The organism is Nonomuraea rhodomycinica (assembly GCF_013363995.1).
Lineage (GTDB): Bacteria > Actinomycetota > Actinomycetes > Streptosporangiales > Streptosporangiaceae > Nonomuraea > Nonomuraea rhodomycinica.
The window spans coordinates 1,956,687-1,975,497 of sequence record NZ_JABWGO010000001.1 but is presented as its reverse complement, the minus strand read 5'-3'; the positions used below and the strand labels follow the sequence as shown (position 1 = coordinate 1,975,497).

Below are 18,811 nucleotides of genomic sequence, written 5' to 3'. Positions count from 1 at the left end.
CCCGACCGTAGACTAGCGCGGGTGGAGGAGCTGCTGGATACGGACCTCGGCTCGGTCCGGGTCTTCCTGAAGCGGGACGACAACAAGGCCCGCAAGCTGCGCTACAACCTGGGCCATCCGCGCGTGCTCACCTTCGGCGGCGCCTGGTCCAACCACATCCGGGCCGTGGCCGCGGCGGGGCTGCGCCACGGGTTCGCGACGATCGGCGTCATCCGGGGCGAGGAGCGGCTGCCGCTCAACCCGTCGCTCGCGTACGCGGCCTCCTGCGGCATGACGCTCACCTACCTGGACCGGGGCACGTACCGGCGCAAGCACACCCCCGAGGTGGAGGCGGCGCTGCGCGAGCGGTGGGGCGAGGTGCTGATCCTGCCGGAGGGCGGCAGCAACGCGGCGGCCGTGCGCGGCTGCGCCGAGCTGCCCCCGGAGCTGGAGACGGAGATCGAGGCTGCGACCGGCGGCGCGTACGACGTGGTCTGCTGCCCCGTCGGCACGGGCGGCACGCTGGCGGGCATCGCGGCGGGACTGCCGGCGGGCCGGCGGGCGCTCGGGTTCGCGGTGCTGAAGGGCGCCGGGTTCCTGACGGAGGAGGTGGCGCGGCTCCAGCGCGAGGCGTACGGGCGGGTGTGGGACAACTGGTCGATCGACCTCGACCACCACTTCGGCGGCTACGCCCGCACGACGCCGGAGCTGCGCGCCTTCGCCGCCCGCCACGGGGTGGAGGAGGTGTACGTGGCCAAGATGCTCCTCGGGATCGTGGCCCGGGCCCGTGGCGGCGGCTTCGCGCCCGGCACCCGGGTCGTCGCGGTCGTCACCGGTGAGCCCTTCCCGCCGAGGTGAGGGCTCAGCCCTCGACGCTCGTCGCGTGGTGCGGCGCGCCCACCGGCTTGGACTCGGGGGAGCCGCGCTGGCGCAGGTAGACGGACAGCACCACCATCGACAGCACGGCCAGCAGCTCCGACTGCCAGTTCTGCAGCGAGCGGTTCCAGAACTCCGACGAGGTCACGTACCAGCCCCAGGTGACGGGGTCGCGCAGGTCGGTGATCCGCTCGGAGTTGTAGGCCGCGAGGCCCGCCACCGACTGCGCCAGCCACGACAGCACGAAGATCGTCCCCATGACGAGCCCGAGCGAGTTGCTGTACACCCAGAGGCGCACCCCGCGCACGCGGGCCCAGCGCGGCGAGTCCGGCTCGGCGTGCTCGCCGACGAGCTGCTCGTGGTCGGTCTCGGGGCCCTCCTCGCCCGGCTGCTTCGACTCGGGTGAGCCCTTCTGCACCAGCCAGACGGTCAGCACGATGAACAGCAGGAACTGGAGGTACTCCGACTGCCAGTTCTCCGCCACGTCGACCGCGAACGACGACGACGTCACGTACGCCCAGACCGACACGGGCTGGAGGCCGTTGACCAGCTGCTCCTCGTTGTAGTGGATCGCCCCCGACCACGCCTGGCCGGCCAGCGCCAGCAGGAACATCACCAGGAACGCCAGTGACAGCGCGTTGTCCTTGATCCGCCTCATGCATCCCCCTCAGGCGCGCTCACAGATGCGCCAGCCCGACCGCGAAGAAATAGACCAGGCCGATCGCGATCAACGCGAGCGTGAGCCAGAACATCAGCCGCATCAGTCCTCGACCTCGCAGTCGTAGGGAAGGTCGTGCCGGGGCTCGCACCCCGCCGCCGTGACCCTCCAGCCGTCGGAGAACTGGTGCAGGAACACCGTGTCGCCCGCCATCCGCACCAGGGCGTCGTCGCCCCAGACGTCGACCCCGGTGACCCGGCCGCCCGGACCCAGCTTCAGCGCGGCCAGCGCCTGGGCGCACGTCTCGTCCGGGTCGGGCAGCTTCTCGGCGGTCTTGGGCGTGAGCAGGGCGCAGGCCACCGCCTCCTGGTGCGCCGCCACGGCGGTGTGGAAGCGCGCCGCCGCGCGGGCGGGCGAGGCCGTGTCCACGCCGCACCCCGCGCTCAGCGCCAACGCGAGTCCGAGCGCGGCGATCGCGAACGGAGATCTCATGGGCCCTCTGTTACCCCGGCGTGCACGGGACATGCCAGGCCGTGACGGCGGCGCCGATCGGGCTGGCGCGAAATGCCTGTGACGTAGGTGACACCTGGGTAGTTTTTTCACTCTATTGAGTGACTTGGGAGTCGATATGACGTCAGAACAGCTCGCCGCGGCCATGAAGCGCTGGGAGGAGGGGGATCTCGGCGGCGCCGCCGTGCTGTTCCGGCAGATCGCCGCCACCGGCGACCCGGAGGCGTCCCACCTGCTGGCGTGCCTGCTGGAGGAGCAGGGCGACCTCGACGGGGCGGAGGCGGCCCACCGGTCGGTGATCCAGTCGGGAGATCCGGTGTTCGGTCAGCGCTCGGCCATCGCCATGGGCATGATGCTGGTCGCCGCCCGGGAGTGGCCGGCGGCGTACCGGGTGCTGACGATCGCCTCCGACGGGGCGGACTTCGAGGTCGCCGCGCTCGCCGACACGGCGCTCGTCCTGGTGCTGACCGAGCTGGGCGACGCCGCGGGCGCCACCGAGGCGCTGGAGCGGGCCCGCCGCTGCGACAGTCCCGCGGTGGCGGAGCTCGCCGAGCGGCTGGAGCTGCCCGTCTTCGAGTGGGCCGACCCGCGGACGCCGTGGGAGCTGTACGAGCGGGCGGAGGGCGAGGAGGACTACCGCGAGCTGCTGATCTGCGGCGACCCGGAGGTGGTGTCGCTGTCGGCGTTCCGGCTGTACCGGATCCACGCCGACGAGGGCGACTTCGCGGCGGCGCGGGAGGCGTGCGAGCACGCCATCGCCGTCGGCCACCCCGACCACCTCACGATGGCTTACAAGCTGCTCGGTGCGGTCCTGGTCGATCTCGGCGAGTACGCGGAGTCGGTGGAGGCGTACGCCAGGGCGGCCGAGGACCCGCGGCCGGACGTGCGCCTGCCCGCCCTCATCGAACAGGCCAAGGTCATCGCCCAGCTCGGCGACATGGCGGCCACGCGGGCGATCTTCGAGCGGGTCATCGCCAGCGGGCAGCGGGACTACGCGCTGGAGGCGCGGGCCTGCCTGGCGCAGCTCCACACCGAGGCGGGCGAGGTGGACGAGGCGCTGACGGCGCTGCGCGCGGTGTTCGCGGCCGGGGAGTCGCCGTGGGCGTCGGTCAGCGCCACGCTCCTCGGCATGCTGCTGGAGCAGCACCCGGAGCGCCGCGAGGCGATCATCGAGCTGGCCGGGGAGGTCGCCGGGCATCCGGACCAGGACGCCGCGTTCAAGGCCGGACTGCTGCTCGACCACGACGCGCGGCACCGGCCGCGCGCCGACCCAGTCGAGGAGCGGGCGCTGCGCGACGTGGACGACGCGATCGTGCTGCTCCAGGACGGCCGCCTGGCCGAGGCCCGCGGGCTGCTGCGCCGCGCCGCCGACTCGGGCGCGGGCACCCAGGCCGTGCGCGCCATGGTGGCGCTCGCCCAGGTGGAGCTGGCCGAGGGGGACGTGGACCAGGCCGACGAGCTGCTGTCGTACGTGGCGGAGGGCGACGACGTGGTGGGCGGGTTCACCGCCACGTTCATGCTGCACCTGCTGCGGACGCCCGAGCCGTCGGGGACGGGGGCGCATCCGGTGCTGCGGGCGATCCTCGACCACCAGCGGTTCGGACGCGAGGAGGGGCTGGCCGGCTACCGGGCGGCCACGGAGCATCCCGACCCGGCGGTGGCGGCGGTCGCCACGGCGGTCCTCGCGCAGGTGCTGGCCACGACGGGCTACGACGTGTCGGAGGCGGGCAGGCTGTTCCGCACGGCCGCCGGGGCGGGGGACCCGCTGGCGCTGTCGTACACGGCGCTGGTCTACAGGGAGATCCTGGAGAGCCGGGGGGAGGGCGGGGAGGCGGTCGAGCTGCTGCGCCGGGCCCGCGCGGAGGGGCACCCGGTGCTGGCGCCGTGGGTGGGGTACGCGCTGGGCGGGCTGCTCGACGGGCACGCGGAGGGGCTGGCCGAGGCGCGCCGGGCGTACGAGGCGGCGCTGGAGGGGGGACACCGGGGGCTGCGGGCGGAGGCCGCGGGGGCGCTGCTGCGGGTGCTGGAGCTGCAGGGGGACCTGCTGGCGGCAGGCCGGTTGCACGAACGCCTGATCGCGGAGAGCGGTGAGGGGCGGGCGGCGGCCCGGCACGCCCTGCTGCTGGGGCTGACGCGGGTCCGGCTGGACGACCTGGAGGGGGCCCGTGCGGCTTTCGCCCTGGTTCCTCCGGAAGGTGATGCGGCGTCGGCGTCGGCGTCGGTGTCGACGTCGGGGGAGGAGGAGGCGGGGCTCGGGCGGTACGCGCGGTGCCTGCTGGACGGGGATCTGGCCGCCGCGGGACGCGCGCTCGCTCGTCTGTCCCCGGACGACGGGGGGCCGCTGGGCACGCTGCTCGGGCTGGAGTGCGCGCACGCCTGGCGGCGCGCGGGGCGGGCGGCCGACGCCGGCGCGCTGCTCGCGCTCCTGCTGGAGCGGGGGCATCCGGCGTACCGGGAGCAGGTGGCCTGCCGGCTCGGCGCGTGGCGGGCGGAGGCGGAGGACTGGCGCGGCGCGCTGGCGGCCTGGGAGAGCGCGGTCAGGGAGGGCGCGGCCCCGGAGAGCGCGGTCGGGGAGGGCACGGACAGGGAGAGTGCGGTCGGGGAGGGCGTCTTCGGGGGAGGCCGCGGGCCCGCGGTGGTGGCGTTGACCGGCATGGGGCGAGCCCTGCACCGGCTCGGCGATCCGGAGGCGGCGGCCGAGGTCCTGTCCCGGGCGCTGGGGCAGGCGGCCGGCGAGTCGGAGGGCGGCGTCGCGGGCGCCGGTGAGATGGAGGCCGGTGCCGGGGGTGTCGGTGAGTCGGAGAGCGGTGACCTGGACCCCGCCGCACGGGACGCGCGGGGTGCCGGTGGGTCGGAGGCCGGTGTCGGGGACGCGCGTGAGGTGGCGGAGGCCGCGATGCTGCTGGCCCGGGTGCTGGCCGAGCTGGGGCGTGAGGAGGAGGCTCGCGCGCTGCTGGACACGCTGACCGGGGAGGCGGCGCCGCTGTATCTGGCCACGTTCCTGCGCGACGCGGGAGAGGTCGCGGCCGCCCTGGCGGTGGCGGAGGAGGCGGCTGGTTCCGTACCGGAGGATCTCGCCGGATGGGCGGCCCGGGTGCTCGGCGCGGCCCGGGCGGCGGCGGGCGACCCGGACGGGGCTCGGGCGGCGTTCGAGCGGGCCGCCGAGCTGGAGCCGGACCTCGCGGGAGAGATCCTGCTGGAGGGCGCGCACGCGCTGGCCGGGGCCGGCGACGAGGAGGGCGCCCGGGCCGCCTGGCGGCGCGCGGCGGACCTTGACGGGAACCCGGTCGTGACGCTCGCCGCCCGGCTGAGGCTCGGGCTCGCCACGCCGGAGGAACGCCCGGCTGCCCTGGCCGCCACGGGGGACGTGGACGGCGCCCTGGCGGCCCTGGGAGAACTGGCCGGCTCCACGCCCTCGGCGGGGCAGGGGCTTGAGGCGCCGGTCGGCGGCTCGGGCGTGCACGGTCGGCGTGCGGAGGCCGCCGGAGTCGGTGGCGGCGGCCGGGACGGTGCTGTCGGCCTGAGCGCTGCGGTGGGCGGCGCCGGTCCTGGTGGTGATGGGCGTGACGGTGTTGTCCGCCTGGGTGCTGCGGTGGACGGCGCCGGGGCCGGTGGCGGCGGGCGCGGTGGTGGTGGGCGCGGCGGTGAGGCCGGGCTGGGGAGGGCGTACGCGCTCGTGCTGGAGGTGGCGCGGGAGCTGGGTGGCCGGGCCGGTGAGGCGCTCTACCGGCGCGTCGCCGAGCGCGCCGACGCCGAGACGGCCGCACGCGCGCGGCTCGGGCTGGGCGCGCTCCTGTCCGGCGAGGGACGCCACTCGCACGCGGAACTGTGCCTGCGGCCCGTCATCGAGGCCCTCGCCCCGGAGCTGGCCGAGGCGGCGTGGCGGGGGATCGCCGTCGCCCGGCACGGACGCGGTGACCTCGCCGGTGCCGCCGAGGCGCTCAGGGCCGCGATGCCCGCCACCGCCGTCACCCTCGCCGGCGTGCTCGACGACCTCGGCGACGCCGAAGGCGCCGGCCGGGCACTCGCCGCCGGGGCCGAGGCGGGCGGCCTCGCCTCCCTGCGCGCCCTGATGGTCCACCTGGTACGCCACGAACGCCACGAGGCCGCCGAGGCGCAGGCCCGGCGGGCGGTGGACACGGGCGACCCCGAGACCGTCGTCCTCGGCCACCGGGTGCGGGGCGCGTGCCTCCGCGCGGCGGGCGACCTGCGGGGCGCGGCGGCGGCCTACCGCGAGGGGATCAGCGCCGTCTCCCCGGACGCGGCGGGAGGCGACCGGACCATCCTCGACCCTGCGGGTCCCGACCTTGCGGGCCTCGCCCCTGCCGGCCCCAGCGGCGCGGGGAGCGTGGTCGATGCCGCCGTGGGTGGCGTGCGGGCCGATCTGGCGGCCGTTCTGGACGAGCTGGGCGACAGGGAGGCGGCCGCGCGGGAGGCGCGGCTGGCCATGGCGTCCGGCGACCCCGACGCGGTCGCGCGGGCCGGGCTGCTGCTGGGCGCGCGGCTGCGCGACGCGGGCGACCTCCACGGTGCCGCCGAGGCGTTCGCCGCCGCCGCGGCCACCCCGGCCGCGCAGGCCCGTACCGCGGTGGAGGAACTGGAGGCGACCGCCCGCCTGGCGCACGAAGGCGGCGCGCACGCGCCGGCGGTGCAGGCCCTGGCCGCGATGGGCGAGCACGGCGTGGCGGCGGCGCGCGAGCTGGGCGGGAGCTGCCCGGACCCGGGCGCGGTCCGCTCCTACTACGAACTGGCCGGCTCCGGCCCGTTCGTCGAGCTGGACGTCGCCGAGCGCCTCGCCGAGCTGGGGCGCACCGCCGAGGCGCGGGCGATGTTCGAGCGGCTCCACGAGCACGAGGACCCCGGCGTGCGGTTCGCGGCCGGGGGCAGGCTGCTCGCGCTGCTCGACGCCGAGGGCGACGCCGACGCCTTCTACCGTCTGGCCGAACGGCAGGCCGGCGACGCCGACAGCCCCGCGCCGGGCGTGTTCGGCGGCCTGCTCGGCATGCTGCAGGAACGCCAGGGCGACACGGAGACCGCCCTGCGCACCCTGCGCGAGGCGGCCGCGACCGGCGAGCCCACGGCCCTCGCCCTGCTCGCCCAGGCCCTGGTCGCCGCGGGCGAGGTGGACGAGGGCCGCCGGGCCTACCGGCGGGTCCTGGACGCGGGCGACCCCGACCTGGCCGCCCGTGCCGTGATCGCCATCGGCGAGACCTACCACGACGAGGACGAGGCGGAGGCCCGCTCCTGGTACATGCGGGCCCTGGACGCCGAGGACGGGCACACGGCGGCCGTGGCGGCCATGTACCTGGGCGCGCTGGCGAAACGGGCGCGCGACTACCCCGAGGCGCTCGGCTGGTACCAGCGGGTGATCGACGCGGGCGACCCCGAGTCGGGCATGGCGGCGGCGCACCTGGGCGAGCTGTGCTACTGGCTGGGCGACCGCGACGGGGCGCTGCGCCACTACGAGCTGACCCTGACCCTCACGGACCGGCCCGACCTGGTGGCGGAGGCGGCCTTCCGGCTGGGCGGGATCCGGTACGAGCACGGCGATCTCGCGACGGCCCGCCGCCTGCTGGAGAGGGCCGTGGCCACCGGGGACGCCGCCTTCGCACCACAGGCGGCCGAACTCCTGGCGAAGATCGGGTGACGTTGCGGTGAATTGATTGACCACATAGTCTTATCCAGTCATGAAACTGAGGTGAGACGACATGGTCAGGACGGGAAGGCCCCCGCAGGATCCGGCGAGCAGGCTGGAGCGGGCGCACCGGATCCTCGACGCCGCCGCGGAGCTGATCCTGCGCTGGGGCTACGACAAGACGACGATCGACGACGTGGCCCGGGGCGCGGGCGTCGCCAAGGGCACGATCTACCTGCACTGGAAGACCCGGGAGGCGCTGTTCTCGGCGCTGCTGCGCCGCGACCGGGTGGACATGCTGCAGGAGGTGGCCGCCGCCGCGCCCACGACGCTGCGCGAGCTGGTCCGCGAGCTCGCCGCGGGCCTGCTGCGCCGGCCGCTGATGACGGCGCTGATGACGGGCGACTCCGAGGTGCTGGGCAAGCTCGTACGGCAGAAGCGGCTCGGCGCCGCGGACGCCCCCGAGCTCCTGGCGGGGCAGCTGGCCGCGTTCGAGGACTACCTGGCGGTGCTCGGCCGGCACGGCGCCCTGCGTCCCGGCCCCGCGCCGGGGGAGCGGATCTCCGTGCTGAGCGCCGTCCTCTTCGGGTTCCTCATGACGCGGGGCATGCTGCCGCCCGGCTCCGAGCCCGCCGAGGAGCGGCTGCCCGGCCTGATCGCCGAGACCGTGGACCTGGCCATCGGCTCGGGGACGCCCCTGGACGACGAGGGGGCCCGCGCCGTCCGGGAGGCCACGGCCGGCTACCTCGCCGGCATGCGCGACATCGCGCTGACCAAGCTGGCGGCGTCCCTCGACGTCCCCCTGGAGATCATGGCGCTGACGGGCGCGGCGGGGAGCCGGGCATGAAGACCGTGCTGCCGTTCGACGACGAGGGCGCCGACCTGGAGACCGTGGGCGGCAAGGGCGCCTCGCTGGCGCGGCTGAGCCGCGCGGGGCTGCCCGTGCCCGGCGGGTTCCACGTCACCACGGCCGCCTACCGGGAGTTCACCGCGGGCTTTCGCGAGCAGGTCGCCGAGGCCGCCGGGCGCCGCGACGCCGCCCGCGTCGCCGAGCTGTTCGCGCGGCGGGAGATGCCGCCCGGCCTGGCCGCCGAGATCCACGCCGCCTACGACGCGCTCGGCGACGGACGGGCGGTCGTCGCCGTCCGCTCGTCCGCCACCGCCGAGGACCTGCCGGACATGTCGTTCGCCGGCCAGCAGGACACCTACCTCGGCGTCGAGCGCGACGGGCTGCTCGACGCGGTCAGACGCTGCTGGGCCTCGCTGTGGAACGAGCGCGCCGTCGCCTACCGCGAGCACAACGGCGTGCCGCACGACGACGTGGCGCTGGCCGTGGTGGTGCAGGAACTCGTCGACGCCGACGCCGCGGGCGTCATGTTCACCGCCGACCCCGTCACCGGCGCCCGCGACCGTGTCGTCGTCAACGCCTCCTGGGGGCTCGGCGAGGCCGTCGTCGGCGGCCAGGTCACCCCGGACACGGTCGTCGTGTCCGGCGGCGCCGTGAGCGAGACCCGGATCGGCGACAAGACCGTGATGACCGTGCGCGTCCCCGGCGGCACCCGGGAGCAGCCCGTGCCCGACGAGCTGCGCCGCCGTCCGGTGCTGGACGACCGGCAGGCCGTACGGCTGGCGGAGCTGGGGTCCCGGATCCAGGAGCTGTACGGCACGCCGATGGACGTGGAGTGGGCCCGCCGGGACGGCGAGCTGTTCATCCTCCAGGCGCGGCCCGTCACGAACCTCGCCCCCGAGGTCGAGGAGTGGAACGACAGCCTCAAGGGCGGCGACCTGTGGACCGCCGGCAACCTCGGCGAGGCCATACCCGACGTGATGACGCCCGCCACCTGGTCGTTCGTGCGGCTGTTCATCCACGAGGCGATGCACGCCTCGACGCTGCCCGGCTTCGACCTGGTCGGCAACATCGGCGGCCGCTTCTACATGAACCTCAGCGTGACCTTCTCCATCGCCCGCGCCCTCGGCATGGGCAGCCGGCTCGGCGCCGTGGAGCAGGTCTTCGGCAAGCTGCCGCCCGGCCTGGACGTGCCGCTGCTGAACACCTCGCGCTGGGAGATCATCAGGCGCACGGTGCCCATGGCGCTGAGCCTGCGCCGCCGCGTGCGCGACAACCTCAAGGGCATGCCCGCGTTCCTCGCCGGCTCCCAGCGGCGGTGCGAGGAGCTGCGCGCCCGGATCGCCGCCACCGCGACCGGCCCCGAGCTGGCCGCGCTCTGGGCGGACGAGATCGAGCCGCACCTCGTCACCGCCTGCCGCATGCTGGAGGCGGCCGGCCGCCAGGGCGGCGCGACCCTCGTGTGGACCCGCGACAAGCTGCGGCGCATGGTGGGTGAGGTCGAGGCCGAGGCCATGCTGACCGGCGCGGGCACCGGCGGCGAGCTGGCCAGCCTCGGGCCGGTCACCGGCCTGGCCCGGCTGGCCGCCGGCGAGATCGACCGCGACACCTACGCCAGGACCTACGGGCACCGCGGGCCGCACGAGTTCGAGGTGTCGGTCCCCCGGCCCGGCGAGGACCCCGCCTGGATCGACGCGGCGCTGGCCGGTCTGCGCGACGCCGCCGCCGGCACGCGGACGCTGCTCGAACGCCAGAAGGAGGCCCGCGACGCCGCCTGGGAGCGCTTCGCCCGTCGATACCCGCGCCGGGTGGCGCGGATGCGGGAGCGGGTCCGCCGCTGGAACCAGGTGGTGCGCGACCGCGAGGCCACGCGCTCCGAGGTCATCCGGGCGTTCTGGGTGCTGCGCGCGTTCGTGGTGCGCGCCGGTGAGCTGACCGGGCACGGCGACGACCTGTTCTTCCTCCATCTGGAGGAGATCCTCGACGTGCTGCGCGGCTCGTCCGGGCCGCTCGGCCGCGTCCCGGTGCGTCGCGCCACGTACGAGCGGTACGCCGCGCTGCCGCCGTACCCGGCGCTGATCGTCGGCCCGTTCGACCCGGTGCGCTGGGCGGCGGACCCGGAGCGGCGCGCCGACGTGTACGACGCGCGCGGCGCGTCGGCGCCCGCCGCCGACACCGTGACCGGGTTCCCCGGCGCGCCTGGCGTCGTGGAGGGCGTGGTGCGGGTGCTGTCCGGCCCCGAGGACGGCGAGCGGCTGCGGCCCGGCGAGATCCTGGTCACGACGCTGACGAACGTGGGATGGACGCCCATGTTCCCGCGGGCCGCGGCCGTCGTGACGGACATGGGGGCGCCGCTGTCGCACGCCTCGATCGTGGCCAGGGAGCTCGGCATCCCGGCCGTGGTGGGGACGGGCAACGCCACCATGCGGCTGCGCGACGGCGACCGCGTCCGCGTGGACGGGGAGAGGGGGACTGTCGAGCTGCTGTCCTGATCTCCGCTGAACGGGGATCCTCACCGAACGGGGATTCCCACCTGAGCGGGGATCTTCCGAATGCGGGCGGAACGTAGACCGGGGCGTGCGCAGGCGGCCGGTACGGTACGAGGCATGCGCGCCGACGGGACGGCACCGGCGATCGCCGCCGCAGCGCTGGTGGCCCTGGCCACGGCATGCGGCGGCGCGAGCCCGCCCGCCCGTGAGGCCACCACGCCGCCAGGCACGCGATCTCCAGGCGCGCGGGCGACGCTCACGGAGCCCCCGGGTTCGCGGGCGACGCTCACAGCGCCTCCAGGCGCGCGGGCGACGCTCACCGGCTCTCCCGGTTCCCGGACGACGCCCACCGGGCCCGAGGGCGAGCGGGCCGGCAGGCCGCTGGCCGGGAAGGTCGTCGTGATCGACCCCGGCCACAACGGCGGCAACGCCGCCCACCCCGCCCAGATCAACCGCCAGGTCGACATCATCACCGGCCGCAAGCCGTGCAACACCACCGGCACCAGCACCGACGCCGGATACCCGGAGCACGCCTTCACCTGGGACGTCGCCCGCCGCCTGCGCCCGCTGCTCCTGGCCGAGGGCGCCAAGGTGGTGCTCACCCGGCCGGACGACAAGGGCGTCGGCCCGTGCGTCACCGAGCGGGCCGTCATCGGCAACAGGGCCAGGGCCGACGCCGTCCTGTCCGTCCACGCCGACGGCGCGGCCGCCTCGGGCCACGGCTTCCACGTGATCCTGCCCGGCCTCGTCGCCGGCCACAACGACGCCGTCATCCGGCCGTCCCGGCGGCTGGGGCTCGACGTGCGCGACGACTTCCACCGCCTCACCGGCCTGCCGTACGCCACCTACACGGCCAGGAACGGCCTGTCGGTCCGCACCGACCTGGGCGGGCTCAACCTGTCGACGCGGCCCGCGGTGTTCATCGAGTGCGGCAACATGCGCAACCGCGGCGACGCCGCCAAGATGTCCGACCCGCGGTTCCGGCAGCGCATGGCCGCGGCGCTCGCGGCCGGGATCACCCGCTACCTCAAGAAATGAACGCGGCGCATTTCTCGCATCGCCTCGCGCCGTTTCGGGTCCGGAAACGCCCTATTCGCGTGGGCCTGTTTCACGACGTCGTCCGCGGGCCCTTTCCGCCGCCCCGAGCGCGCCGTTTCGGCCTCGGCCGGCTGAAGGCGGGCCGTAACCGTTCGCAGTCGTCCAGCGCCCTCTCGCAGGCCGCCAGTTCGGCGTCGGTGTAGGCGAGCAGGTAGACCGCGCGCGTCCGCGGCTCCGGCGGGCCCGCCAGGTGGCCCACGATGGCGTTGACCATCGTGCGGACCGTGGCCTCCACCGGCGCGCCCCCCGTGCCCGCCCCGAGGATCGGCAGCAGCACCGACCCCGCCCGGCGCTCGCCGTCGCGCACCTCCCCGGCCCGCGCCAGGGCGTTGCGCACGCAGGCGGCCAGGTTGCCGACCTGGCCGTATCCGGCGCCCGTGCCGTGCACGGCCGCCGCGTGGACCACGCCCATGACGCCGTACCGCTCGGCCAGCCCGTGGGCGCCCGTGACGACCGCCGATCCGGGCTCCACCGACGGCTGGCCGCCGAGCCGCTCGCGCAGCTCGTCGGCCACCAGGTCCTCCACGACCCGGCCGGTCACCGGGTCGCGCCGGGCACCCTCGTACCGGATGATCGCCGAGATGGAGGTCTCGTGGAACCGGCACATCTGCATGTCCGTGTTCTCCGAGTTGACCCAGACGTCCACGCCCTTGACGCCGCGCAGGTCGCCGGTGATCACGATGAGCCGCCGGTCCGGGGCGCCGTCCAGGACGTACTCGTACGTCCTGGTCTCCTCGATGGGCGAGGGCAGCCGCAGCCGCGCCCGCAGCTCCTCGGCCTCCCGCGTGCGCCCGGCCAGCTCCGCGCGCAGCCGGTCCACCGTGGCGGCGGCCCGGGAGGTCCGCGTGCCGTACCACCACAGGAACACGAACAGCGCCACCGCGCCCGTCGCGGTGGCGCCCTTGACCCCGGCCGAGAACTCGCTCTGCGGGAAGAACGAGAAGATCAGCAGCACCGGGAACAGCGAGATCAGCAGCCAGGACACCACGTAGGCCCGCTCGGAGCCGCCCCCGCCCCCGCCCCTGTCGCCGTCGCCGCGCCGCGCCCGCCAGGCGTAACCGCCGAGACCCACGAGAAGGCTGAACACCGCCATGGCGACGACCACCGGCTCCGCTTTCATCTGCGCCTCCCCACCCGGATATCGGAACGGCACTATCCGGCTTTTGCGGACCGTACGAGAAAGCGCCCGCGCGACGGGAACAGGGATTTACTTTAATCCCGTCGGGATGCCGGTATCCATTCATGCGCGGCCCGGTTACCATCGGTATTTGCTCATGCTTTCGGGCTCACGGGAGTGGTTTCTCGATGAAATCCGGCGCGGCGCGGCCAGGGCGTGAGTGGCCCGCCACGCTCGACGTCGACGGGCTCGTCGCGGACGGCTGGCGCCCCCGCCCCTTCCGGCAGTTCCTGCTCAAGATGCACAGCAGGTGCAACCTCGCCTGCGACTACTGCTACGTCTACACGCTCGGCGACCAGAGCTGGCGCTCCCAGCCGATGGTCATGTCGTCCGCCGTCGTGGCCGCCGTCGCGCGCCGCATCGCCGAGCACGCCCGCGCCCACCGGCTCCGCTCCGTGCGGGTCATCCTGCACGGCGGCGAGCCGCTGCTGGCCGGGTACGCGTACCTGGCCGACGCGATCCGCCTCATCCGCGCCGAGGCGGCCCCCGACGTGCGCGTGGACGCGGCCGTCCAGACCAACGCCGTGCTGCTCGACGAACGGGCGCTGAACGCCTTCCACGAGCTCGACCTCAAGGTCGGCGTCAGCCTCGACGGCAGCCCGCGCGCCCACGACCGCAACCGCCGCTACGCCGACGGGCGCGGCACCCACGCCGCCGTCGCCGCCGCCCTGCGCCTGCTGACCCGCCCCGCCTACCGGCACCTGTACGCGGGGCTGCTCTGCACGATCGACCTGGCCAACGACCCCGTGGAGACGTACGAGTCGCTCATCGCGTTCGACCCGCCCGTGATCGACCTGCTGCTGCCGCACGGCACCTGGGAGTCGCCCCCGCCGGAGCGCACCCCCGACCAGAACCGCGCCCCCTACGCCGACTGGCTGATCGCGATCTTCGACCGCTGGTACGGCTCCGACCGGGACGAGACGGTGGTCAGGCTGTTCCACGAGATCATCCGGCTGCTGCTCGGCGGCGCGTCGGCCAGCGAGGCCGTGGGGCTGACGCCGGCGACCCTCGTGGTCGTCGAGACCGACGGCACCGTCGAGCAGACCGACTCGCTCAAGGCCGTCGGCCACGGCGCCGCCGCGACGGGGCTGAACATCGCTGACCACCCGTTCGACGAGGCGCTGCGGAACCCGGGCATGGTGGCGCGGCAGCTCGGCTGGGCCGCGCTGGGCGAGGAGTGCCGGGCGTGCCGGTTCGGGCGGGTGTGCGGGGCGGGGCTGTACCCGCACCGCTACCGGGCGGGGACCGGGTTCCGCAACCCGTCGGTGTACTGCGCCGACCTGTACCGGCTGATCGGGCACATCCGCTCACGCGTCGTCGCCGACCTGCGGCGATCGCCGACACCTGCGGAGGGCGCATGACGGCGGGTCCCGGGGGTTCTCACGCGCTGCCGGCCGAGGCGTTCGCGGCGCTGGCGCGGGGCGGGGGCGGAGCCGCCGCGGCCGGCCACCTGCGCGCCTCCGAGCGGGGCCGGCACATGCTGCTGATCCTGGGGGTGGTGGAGGCGGCCAGGCGGGCCGGCCATCCGCACGCGGGGGCGGCGGAGCGGGCGTACGCGGCGCTGGCGGCCCTGGAGCGGGTGGCGCCGGCGGCGGTGGACACGCTGATCCGCTATCCGGCGGTGGGCGCGTGGGCCCGCGCCACGGCCGGCGCCCTCCTGCGGGGGACGGACGCGACGGGCCTGGGAGGGACGGGCGCGACGGGCCTGGGAGGGACGGGCGCGGCGGCCGTGCGAGAGGCGGGCGCGACGGGCCTGGTAGAGGCGGGTGCGACGGGCCTCGTAGAGGTGGGTGCGGCGGCTCCGCGAGGGGCGGGCGCGGCGGAGTGGGGTGGGCATGATCCGGCGCGGCTGGGCGCCATGGCCGCGGCGGCGGCGCTCCGCGCCGGCCTGCCGTACGAGGGGGAGGCGCCGGTCGCCGCCGGGCACCTCACCCTGCCGTCCCTCGGACGCCTCGCCGTGCCGGGAGAGGACGGCCTCGTCCGCCTCACCGTGCGCCCAGGAGGCCGGGTGACCGCGGGCCCGGCCGAGGTGACCGTGACGCACGTGACCGTGACGGACGTGACCGTGACGGAGATGACCGCGGCCGAGATGACCGCGGGTGAGACGACCGCGGCCGGGACGAGCGCAGGTGAGATCGCCGCGGCCGGGGTGGGGGTGGCGGAGACAGTGGGACGTTGGCGCGGGACGGTCCCCGGCGCGGACGCGGACTCGCCCGCCTGGCGCGGGCTCCATCGGCTGACGGCCGAGGCCGGCGGGCGGCGGCTCACTGTGCTCCTCGACGACCTCGACCCGTACCGCTGGCCGGCCGGCTCCGTCCGGCGCGGCCCTTTGCCCGGCCCCGAGCGCGAGGCCCTCGCGGCACGCCTGCGCGACGCCTGGCGCCTCCTCCAGGCCGGCCACCGCACCCTGGCGGAGGAGACCGCCGCGATCGTCACCGTCCTCACCCCGATCGACGCCCCCGAGCACGACCGCACGCGCAGCGCCTCCTCGGGCGACCACTTCGGCACCCTCGCCCTGTCGGCGCCGCCCGACGGGCTGTGGCTGGCCGGCACATTCGCTCATGAGGTGCAGCACGCCAAGCTGGGCGCGCTGCTGACCCTGGTCCCGCTGCTGCGGCCGGACGACGGGCGCCGCTTCTACGCCCCGTGGCGCGACGACCCCCGGCCCGCGCACGGCCTGCTCCACGGCGCGTACGCCTTCCTGGGGGTGACCGGGTTCTGGCGGCGGCAGCGGAGGCTGCTGGAGGACGAGGAGGACCGGTTCCGCGCCGAGGTGGAGTTCGCCCGCTGGCGGGAGGCGGCGTACGAGGCCACAGGGACGCTGGCGGCGAGCGGGCTGCTGACGGAGGCGGGGGAGGCGTTCGTGGCGGGCATGCGCGGCACGCTGGAGGGCTGGCTGAAGGAGCCCGCGCGGGAGCGGGCGGACGCGGCGGCCCGCCACGAGTCCGCCCGCCACCGGGCCCGCTGGAACACCGCCCACTCCTGAGGGCGCGGCCGGTCAGAGCGGCGGCGGGTCGAAGTCCATGTCGACGCGGCCGCCCGCCAGGATCTCCCGGCGGTGGTCGGAGGAGGTGTCGTCAAGCCTGAGCCGGCCACGCATCTCGGCGTCGAGGCGGTCGGCCTCCTCCTGCTCGCCCGTCGCCCGCAGGTCGAGGACGAGGTTGTGGGTGGCGGAGAACGTGATGTAGTGGTCGCGGTCGAAGTGCGTGGCCAGGTCCTCCAGGACCTGCCGGCCGAGATCCCTGGCCGCGGTGTGCTCGCCGAGCACGGACAGATCGCTGGCGAGGTTGATGGCGCAGCTCAGCGCGTAGTCGTGCTTGGGGCCGAGGCGCCGCAGCAGAGCCTCGCGCACCTCCTCGTTCAGTGCCCGCGCCTCGTCCGGCCGGCCCCGCAGCCGGTGCAGCAGGGCCAGGTTGAGCCGGCAGCCGTGCGTGTACGGATGTCCCGCCCCGTAGACCTCGGCGTACCTGGAGGCCGTCTCCTTCGTCAGGCGGAAGGCGTCCTCCAGCTCGCCCATCCGGCGCAGGACGTTGGCCATGTTGACCGCGGCGGCCAGGGTGTCGGGGTTGCGCGGGCCGAACAGGGCGCTCAGCCGGCTGTGCGTGAGCTCCGCCAGCTCCCGCGCCTCGGTGAGGTCGCCGCGCATCCGCAGGGCGATGGACAGGTCCTTGCCCGCCTTCAGGGTCAGCGGATGGTCGGGGCTCAGCTCCGTGCGCCCGTAGTCGTACGCCTCCGCGCCGATGTCGCAGGCGTCGGAGAAGTCGCCGCACAGCCGCACCACCCGCGCCAGGCCGGTCATCGTGTTGAGGATGTCCCAGCGGCTCGCCCCGCCGGCGCCGCTGGTCTGCTCCAGGTAGGCGTGCTCGTGCTGTCCGCGCGCGGCCGTGTAGTCACTGGTGAGGGCGTAGTCGAGCGCCAGGTTCCCGATCACGCGCAGCGTGCGCGGGTCGTCCTTGCCGAAGACCTTCTCGTGCAGCTCGCGGGAGTTCGCGTCCTCCTCGGCGGCCTTGCCGAAGTCGCCGCTGGCGCGCAGGTTCGCGCCGAAGTTGTTGATGACGCCCAGGGTCTCCTCGTGCTCGGGCCCGAGCGTGCGCCGCATGAGCTTCAGCGTCTCCTCGTTCAGCCGGTACGAGGTGTCGTACTCGCCCAGCTGCCACAGCACGTTGCCGAGATGCCGGCGGACGGCCAGCACGTCGGGGTCGTCCGGTCCCGAGTTCTGCGTCCACTTCTCCAGCAGCTGCTCGGCGATGTCGCGAGCGGTGCGGTAGTCGCCGCGGCGGTAGAGGTAACGCATGACCTTGATGGCGAACGCGCGGACCTCGTCGTCCTCGCAGTCCGCCACCAGCGACGGCCGCAGGTGGCCCACGAGCTCGGCCCAGCGGGGCCAGGTGGTGTTGTCGTCGGGGTCGCGTGGGGCGCCGTTGGCCAGCAGCCGGTGGACGACGTGCCGGGTCGCGGACTGCTCCGCCGGGTCCAGGTCGTCGCGGAGCAGCGCCTGGATCAGCCGGTGGACCTGGAGGGTGCGGCTGTCGGAGTCGATGCGGGCCAGCGCGAAGCGGTTGAGCTCGCCGATGGCCTTGCTCAGCTCTATGGGGCTGGACAGCAGCTCGCTCAGGCGGGCCGGAAGGGGGCCGCCGCCCGGGCGGAACACGTCGCGCGGGATGGGCTCCGGGCCGAAGAAGGCGCAGCAGCGCAGGATGTCGATGGCCTCGGGGCGGCGCGCCTGCAGGTGGGTCACCGACAGCCGCCAGGCGGCCGTCATGGACGTCGGGTACTCGGTCGGCCGGCCCACGGCCAGCAGCTCGCGGGTGTTCTTCTCGAGCTGCGTCAGGTACTCGTCCACGGAGATCGCGGTCTGCGTCATCAGCGAGCTGGCCTGCTCCAGGGCGAGGGGGAGGTCGCCCAGGGCGTCGGCGACCCGGTCGGCGTCGGCTAGGCCGATCTTGGGCAGGCGCTTGGTCAGGAACTCGACGCTCTCCTCGCGGGCGAACACGTCCACCGACACGGTCTCGGCCGCGGTGTCCCAGCGCGTGTTGCGCGAGGTGATGAGGACGTGCCCGTTGGCGGGGATGTAGCCCTTGATGGACTCGGGCTGGTCGGCGTTGTCGAAGACGAGCAGCCACCGGCCGTACGGGTCGCCGCGCTCCAGCGCCTCGCGGACCGCCTCCGCCGACTCGTCCACGCCCACCGTGTCGGCGTGGGCGACGCCGAGGCGCGGGGCGAGCGCCGCCAGCGCGGGAGGCACCAGGGCCTTCTGGTCGGCCGTGATCCACCAGACGACGTCGTACTCGCCCCGGTAGCGCCAGCAGTACTCGATGGCGAGCTGCGTCTTGCCCACGCCGCCGAGGCCGTGCAGCGCCTGCGGGAGGGGGACGACGGCGGTCACCTCGCCGATGCTGCGCCGGATCTGCGCCAGCAGCTCCTCGCGGCCGGTGAAGTTGCGGTTGCGCGGTGGCACCTTGCCCCAGACCTCGGGAGCCCGCTCCGGCGTCGTGACGTTGCCCACCGAGATCATCTGGAACCTCCCGCACCTGGAAGATTA

11 protein-coding genes are annotated in these 18,811 nt (G+C 75.2%); 7 read left to right on the top strand and 4 right to left on the bottom strand.

Annotated elements, in window-relative coordinates; translation table 11 throughout:
• The first annotated feature begins 21 nt into the window (after window positions 1-21).
• On the top strand, window positions 22-837 hold the full coding sequence (locus tag HT134_RS09050; protein ID WP_175599688.1) for a 1-aminocyclopropane-1-carboxylate deaminase/D-cysteine desulfhydrase: 816 nt from the start codon (window positions 22-24) through the stop codon (window positions 835-837).
• Between the two features lie 4 nt (window positions 838-841).
• Here HT134_RS09050 and HT134_RS09045 read toward each other — a convergent pair whose 3' ends face one another.
• Window positions 842-1,513 (bottom strand): DUF6766 family protein, encoded by a 672-nt coding sequence (locus tag HT134_RS09045; RefSeq protein ID WP_175599687.1) that lies wholly within the window; start codon window positions 1,511-1,513, stop codon window positions 842-844.
• 102 nt (window positions 1,514-1,615) lie between these two features.
• Window positions 1,616-2,005 (bottom strand): hypothetical protein, encoded by a 390-nt coding sequence (locus tag HT134_RS09040; protein ID WP_175599686.1) that lies wholly within the window; start codon window positions 2,003-2,005, stop codon window positions 1,616-1,618.
• A 136-nt stretch (window positions 2,006-2,141) separates the two neighbouring features.
• Between HT134_RS09040 and HT134_RS09035 the strand changes: the two genes are divergently transcribed.
• The 4 genes from HT134_RS09035 to HT134_RS09020 all read left to right on the top strand — a co-directional run bounded on the left by HT134_RS09035 (window position 2,142) and on the right by HT134_RS09020 (window position 12,032).
• Window positions 2,142-7,670 carry a tetratricopeptide repeat protein gene (locus tag HT134_RS09035; RefSeq protein ID WP_175599685.1) on the top strand — a complete coding sequence of 1,843 codons (5,529 nt, stop codon included), beginning with the start codon at window positions 2,142-2,144 and terminating at the stop codon, window positions 7,668-7,670.
• A 61-nt stretch (window positions 7,671-7,731) separates the two neighbouring features.
• A complete protein-coding gene (locus HT134_RS09030) occupies window positions 7,732-8,505 on the top strand; it encodes a TetR/AcrR family transcriptional regulator (RefSeq protein WP_175599684.1) in 774 nt (257 codons plus the stop codon).
• Window positions 8,502-10,997 carry a PEP/pyruvate-binding domain-containing protein gene (locus tag HT134_RS09025; RefSeq protein WP_175599683.1) on the top strand — a complete coding sequence of 832 codons (2,496 nt, stop codon included), beginning with the start codon at window positions 8,502-8,504 and terminating at the stop codon, window positions 10,995-10,997. Before HT134_RS09030 ends, HT134_RS09025 begins: the two co-directional genes overlap by 4 nt.
• A 114-nt stretch (window positions 10,998-11,111) precedes the next feature.
• The gene (locus HT134_RS09020) at window positions 11,112-12,032 is read left to right on the top strand and encodes an N-acetylmuramoyl-L-alanine amidase (RefSeq protein WP_175599682.1); all 921 of its coding nucleotides are present in this window, start codon (window positions 11,112-11,114) and stop codon (window positions 12,030-12,032) included.
• Window positions 12,033-12,102: 70 nt separating this feature from the next.
• On the opposite strand, the gene HT134_RS09015 is transcribed toward HT134_RS09020, so the two are convergent.
• Window positions 12,103-13,212, bottom strand: a complete 1,110-nt coding sequence (locus HT134_RS09015; protein ID WP_175599681.1) for a macro domain-containing protein — start codon at window positions 13,210-13,212, stop codon at window positions 12,103-12,105.
• Between the two features lie 185 nt (window positions 13,213-13,397).
• On the opposite strand from HT134_RS09015, the gene HT134_RS09010 reads away from it, so the two are divergent.
• Window positions 13,398-14,630, top strand: coding sequence for an FxsB family cyclophane-forming radical SAM/SPASM peptide maturase (locus tag HT134_RS09010; protein ID WP_175599680.1), 1,233 nt, complete (start codon window positions 13,398-13,400; stop codon window positions 14,628-14,630).
• A complete protein-coding gene (locus HT134_RS09005; protein ID WP_175599679.1) occupies window positions 14,627-16,255 on the top strand; it encodes an aKG-HExxH-type peptide beta-hydroxylase in 1,629 nt (542 codons plus the stop codon). The genes HT134_RS09010 and HT134_RS09005 overlap by 4 nt, the downstream gene beginning before the upstream one ends.
• Before the next feature lie 12 nt (window positions 16,256-16,267).
• On the opposite strand, the gene fxsT is transcribed toward HT134_RS09005, so the two are convergent.
• The gene (gene fxsT / locus HT134_RS09000) at window positions 16,268-18,784 is read right to left on the bottom strand and encodes an FxSxx-COOH system tetratricopeptide repeat protein (protein ID WP_175599678.1); all 2,517 of its coding nucleotides are present in this window, start codon (window positions 18,782-18,784) and stop codon (window positions 16,268-16,270) included.
• Between the last annotated feature and the right edge of the window lie 27 nt (window positions 18,785-18,811).

Excerpts from the sequence above, each read along its gene's own strand:
- fxsT (WP_175599678.1), bottom strand. The coding sequence starts at position 18,784 with ATGATCTCGGTGGGCAACGTCACGACGCCGGAGCGGGCTCCCGAGGTC.
- HT134_RS09025 (WP_175599683.1), top strand. The coding sequence starts at position 8,502 with ATGAAGACCGTGCTGCCGTTCGACGACGAGGGCGCCGACCTGGAGACC.
- HT134_RS09030 (WP_175599684.1), top strand. The coding sequence starts at position 7,732 with ATGGTCAGGACGGGAAGGCCCCCGCAGGATCCGGCGAGCAGGCTGGAG.
- HT134_RS09035 (WP_175599685.1), top strand. The coding sequence starts at position 2,142 with ATGACGTCAGAACAGCTCGCCGCGGCCATGAAGCGCTGGGAGGAGGGG.
- HT134_RS09020 (WP_175599682.1), top strand. The coding sequence starts at position 11,112 with ATGCGCGCCGACGGGACGGCACCGGCGATCGCCGCCGCAGCGCTGGTG.
- HT134_RS09010 (WP_175599680.1), top strand. The coding sequence starts at position 13,398 with ATGAAATCCGGCGCGGCGCGGCCAGGGCGTGAGTGGCCCGCCACGCTC.
- HT134_RS09040 (WP_175599686.1), bottom strand. The coding sequence starts at position 2,005 with ATGAGATCTCCGTTCGCGATCGCCGCGCTCGGACTCGCGTTGGCGCTG.
- HT134_RS09045 (WP_175599687.1), bottom strand. The coding sequence starts at position 1,513 with ATGAGGCGGATCAAGGACAACGCGCTGTCACTGGCGTTCCTGGTGATG.
- HT134_RS09015 (WP_175599681.1), bottom strand. The coding sequence starts at position 13,212 with ATGAAAGCGGAGCCGGTGGTCGTCGCCATGGCGGTGTTCAGCCTTCTC.
- HT134_RS09005 (WP_175599679.1), top strand. The coding sequence starts at position 14,627 with ATGACGGCGGGTCCCGGGGGTTCTCACGCGCTGCCGGCCGAGGCGTTC.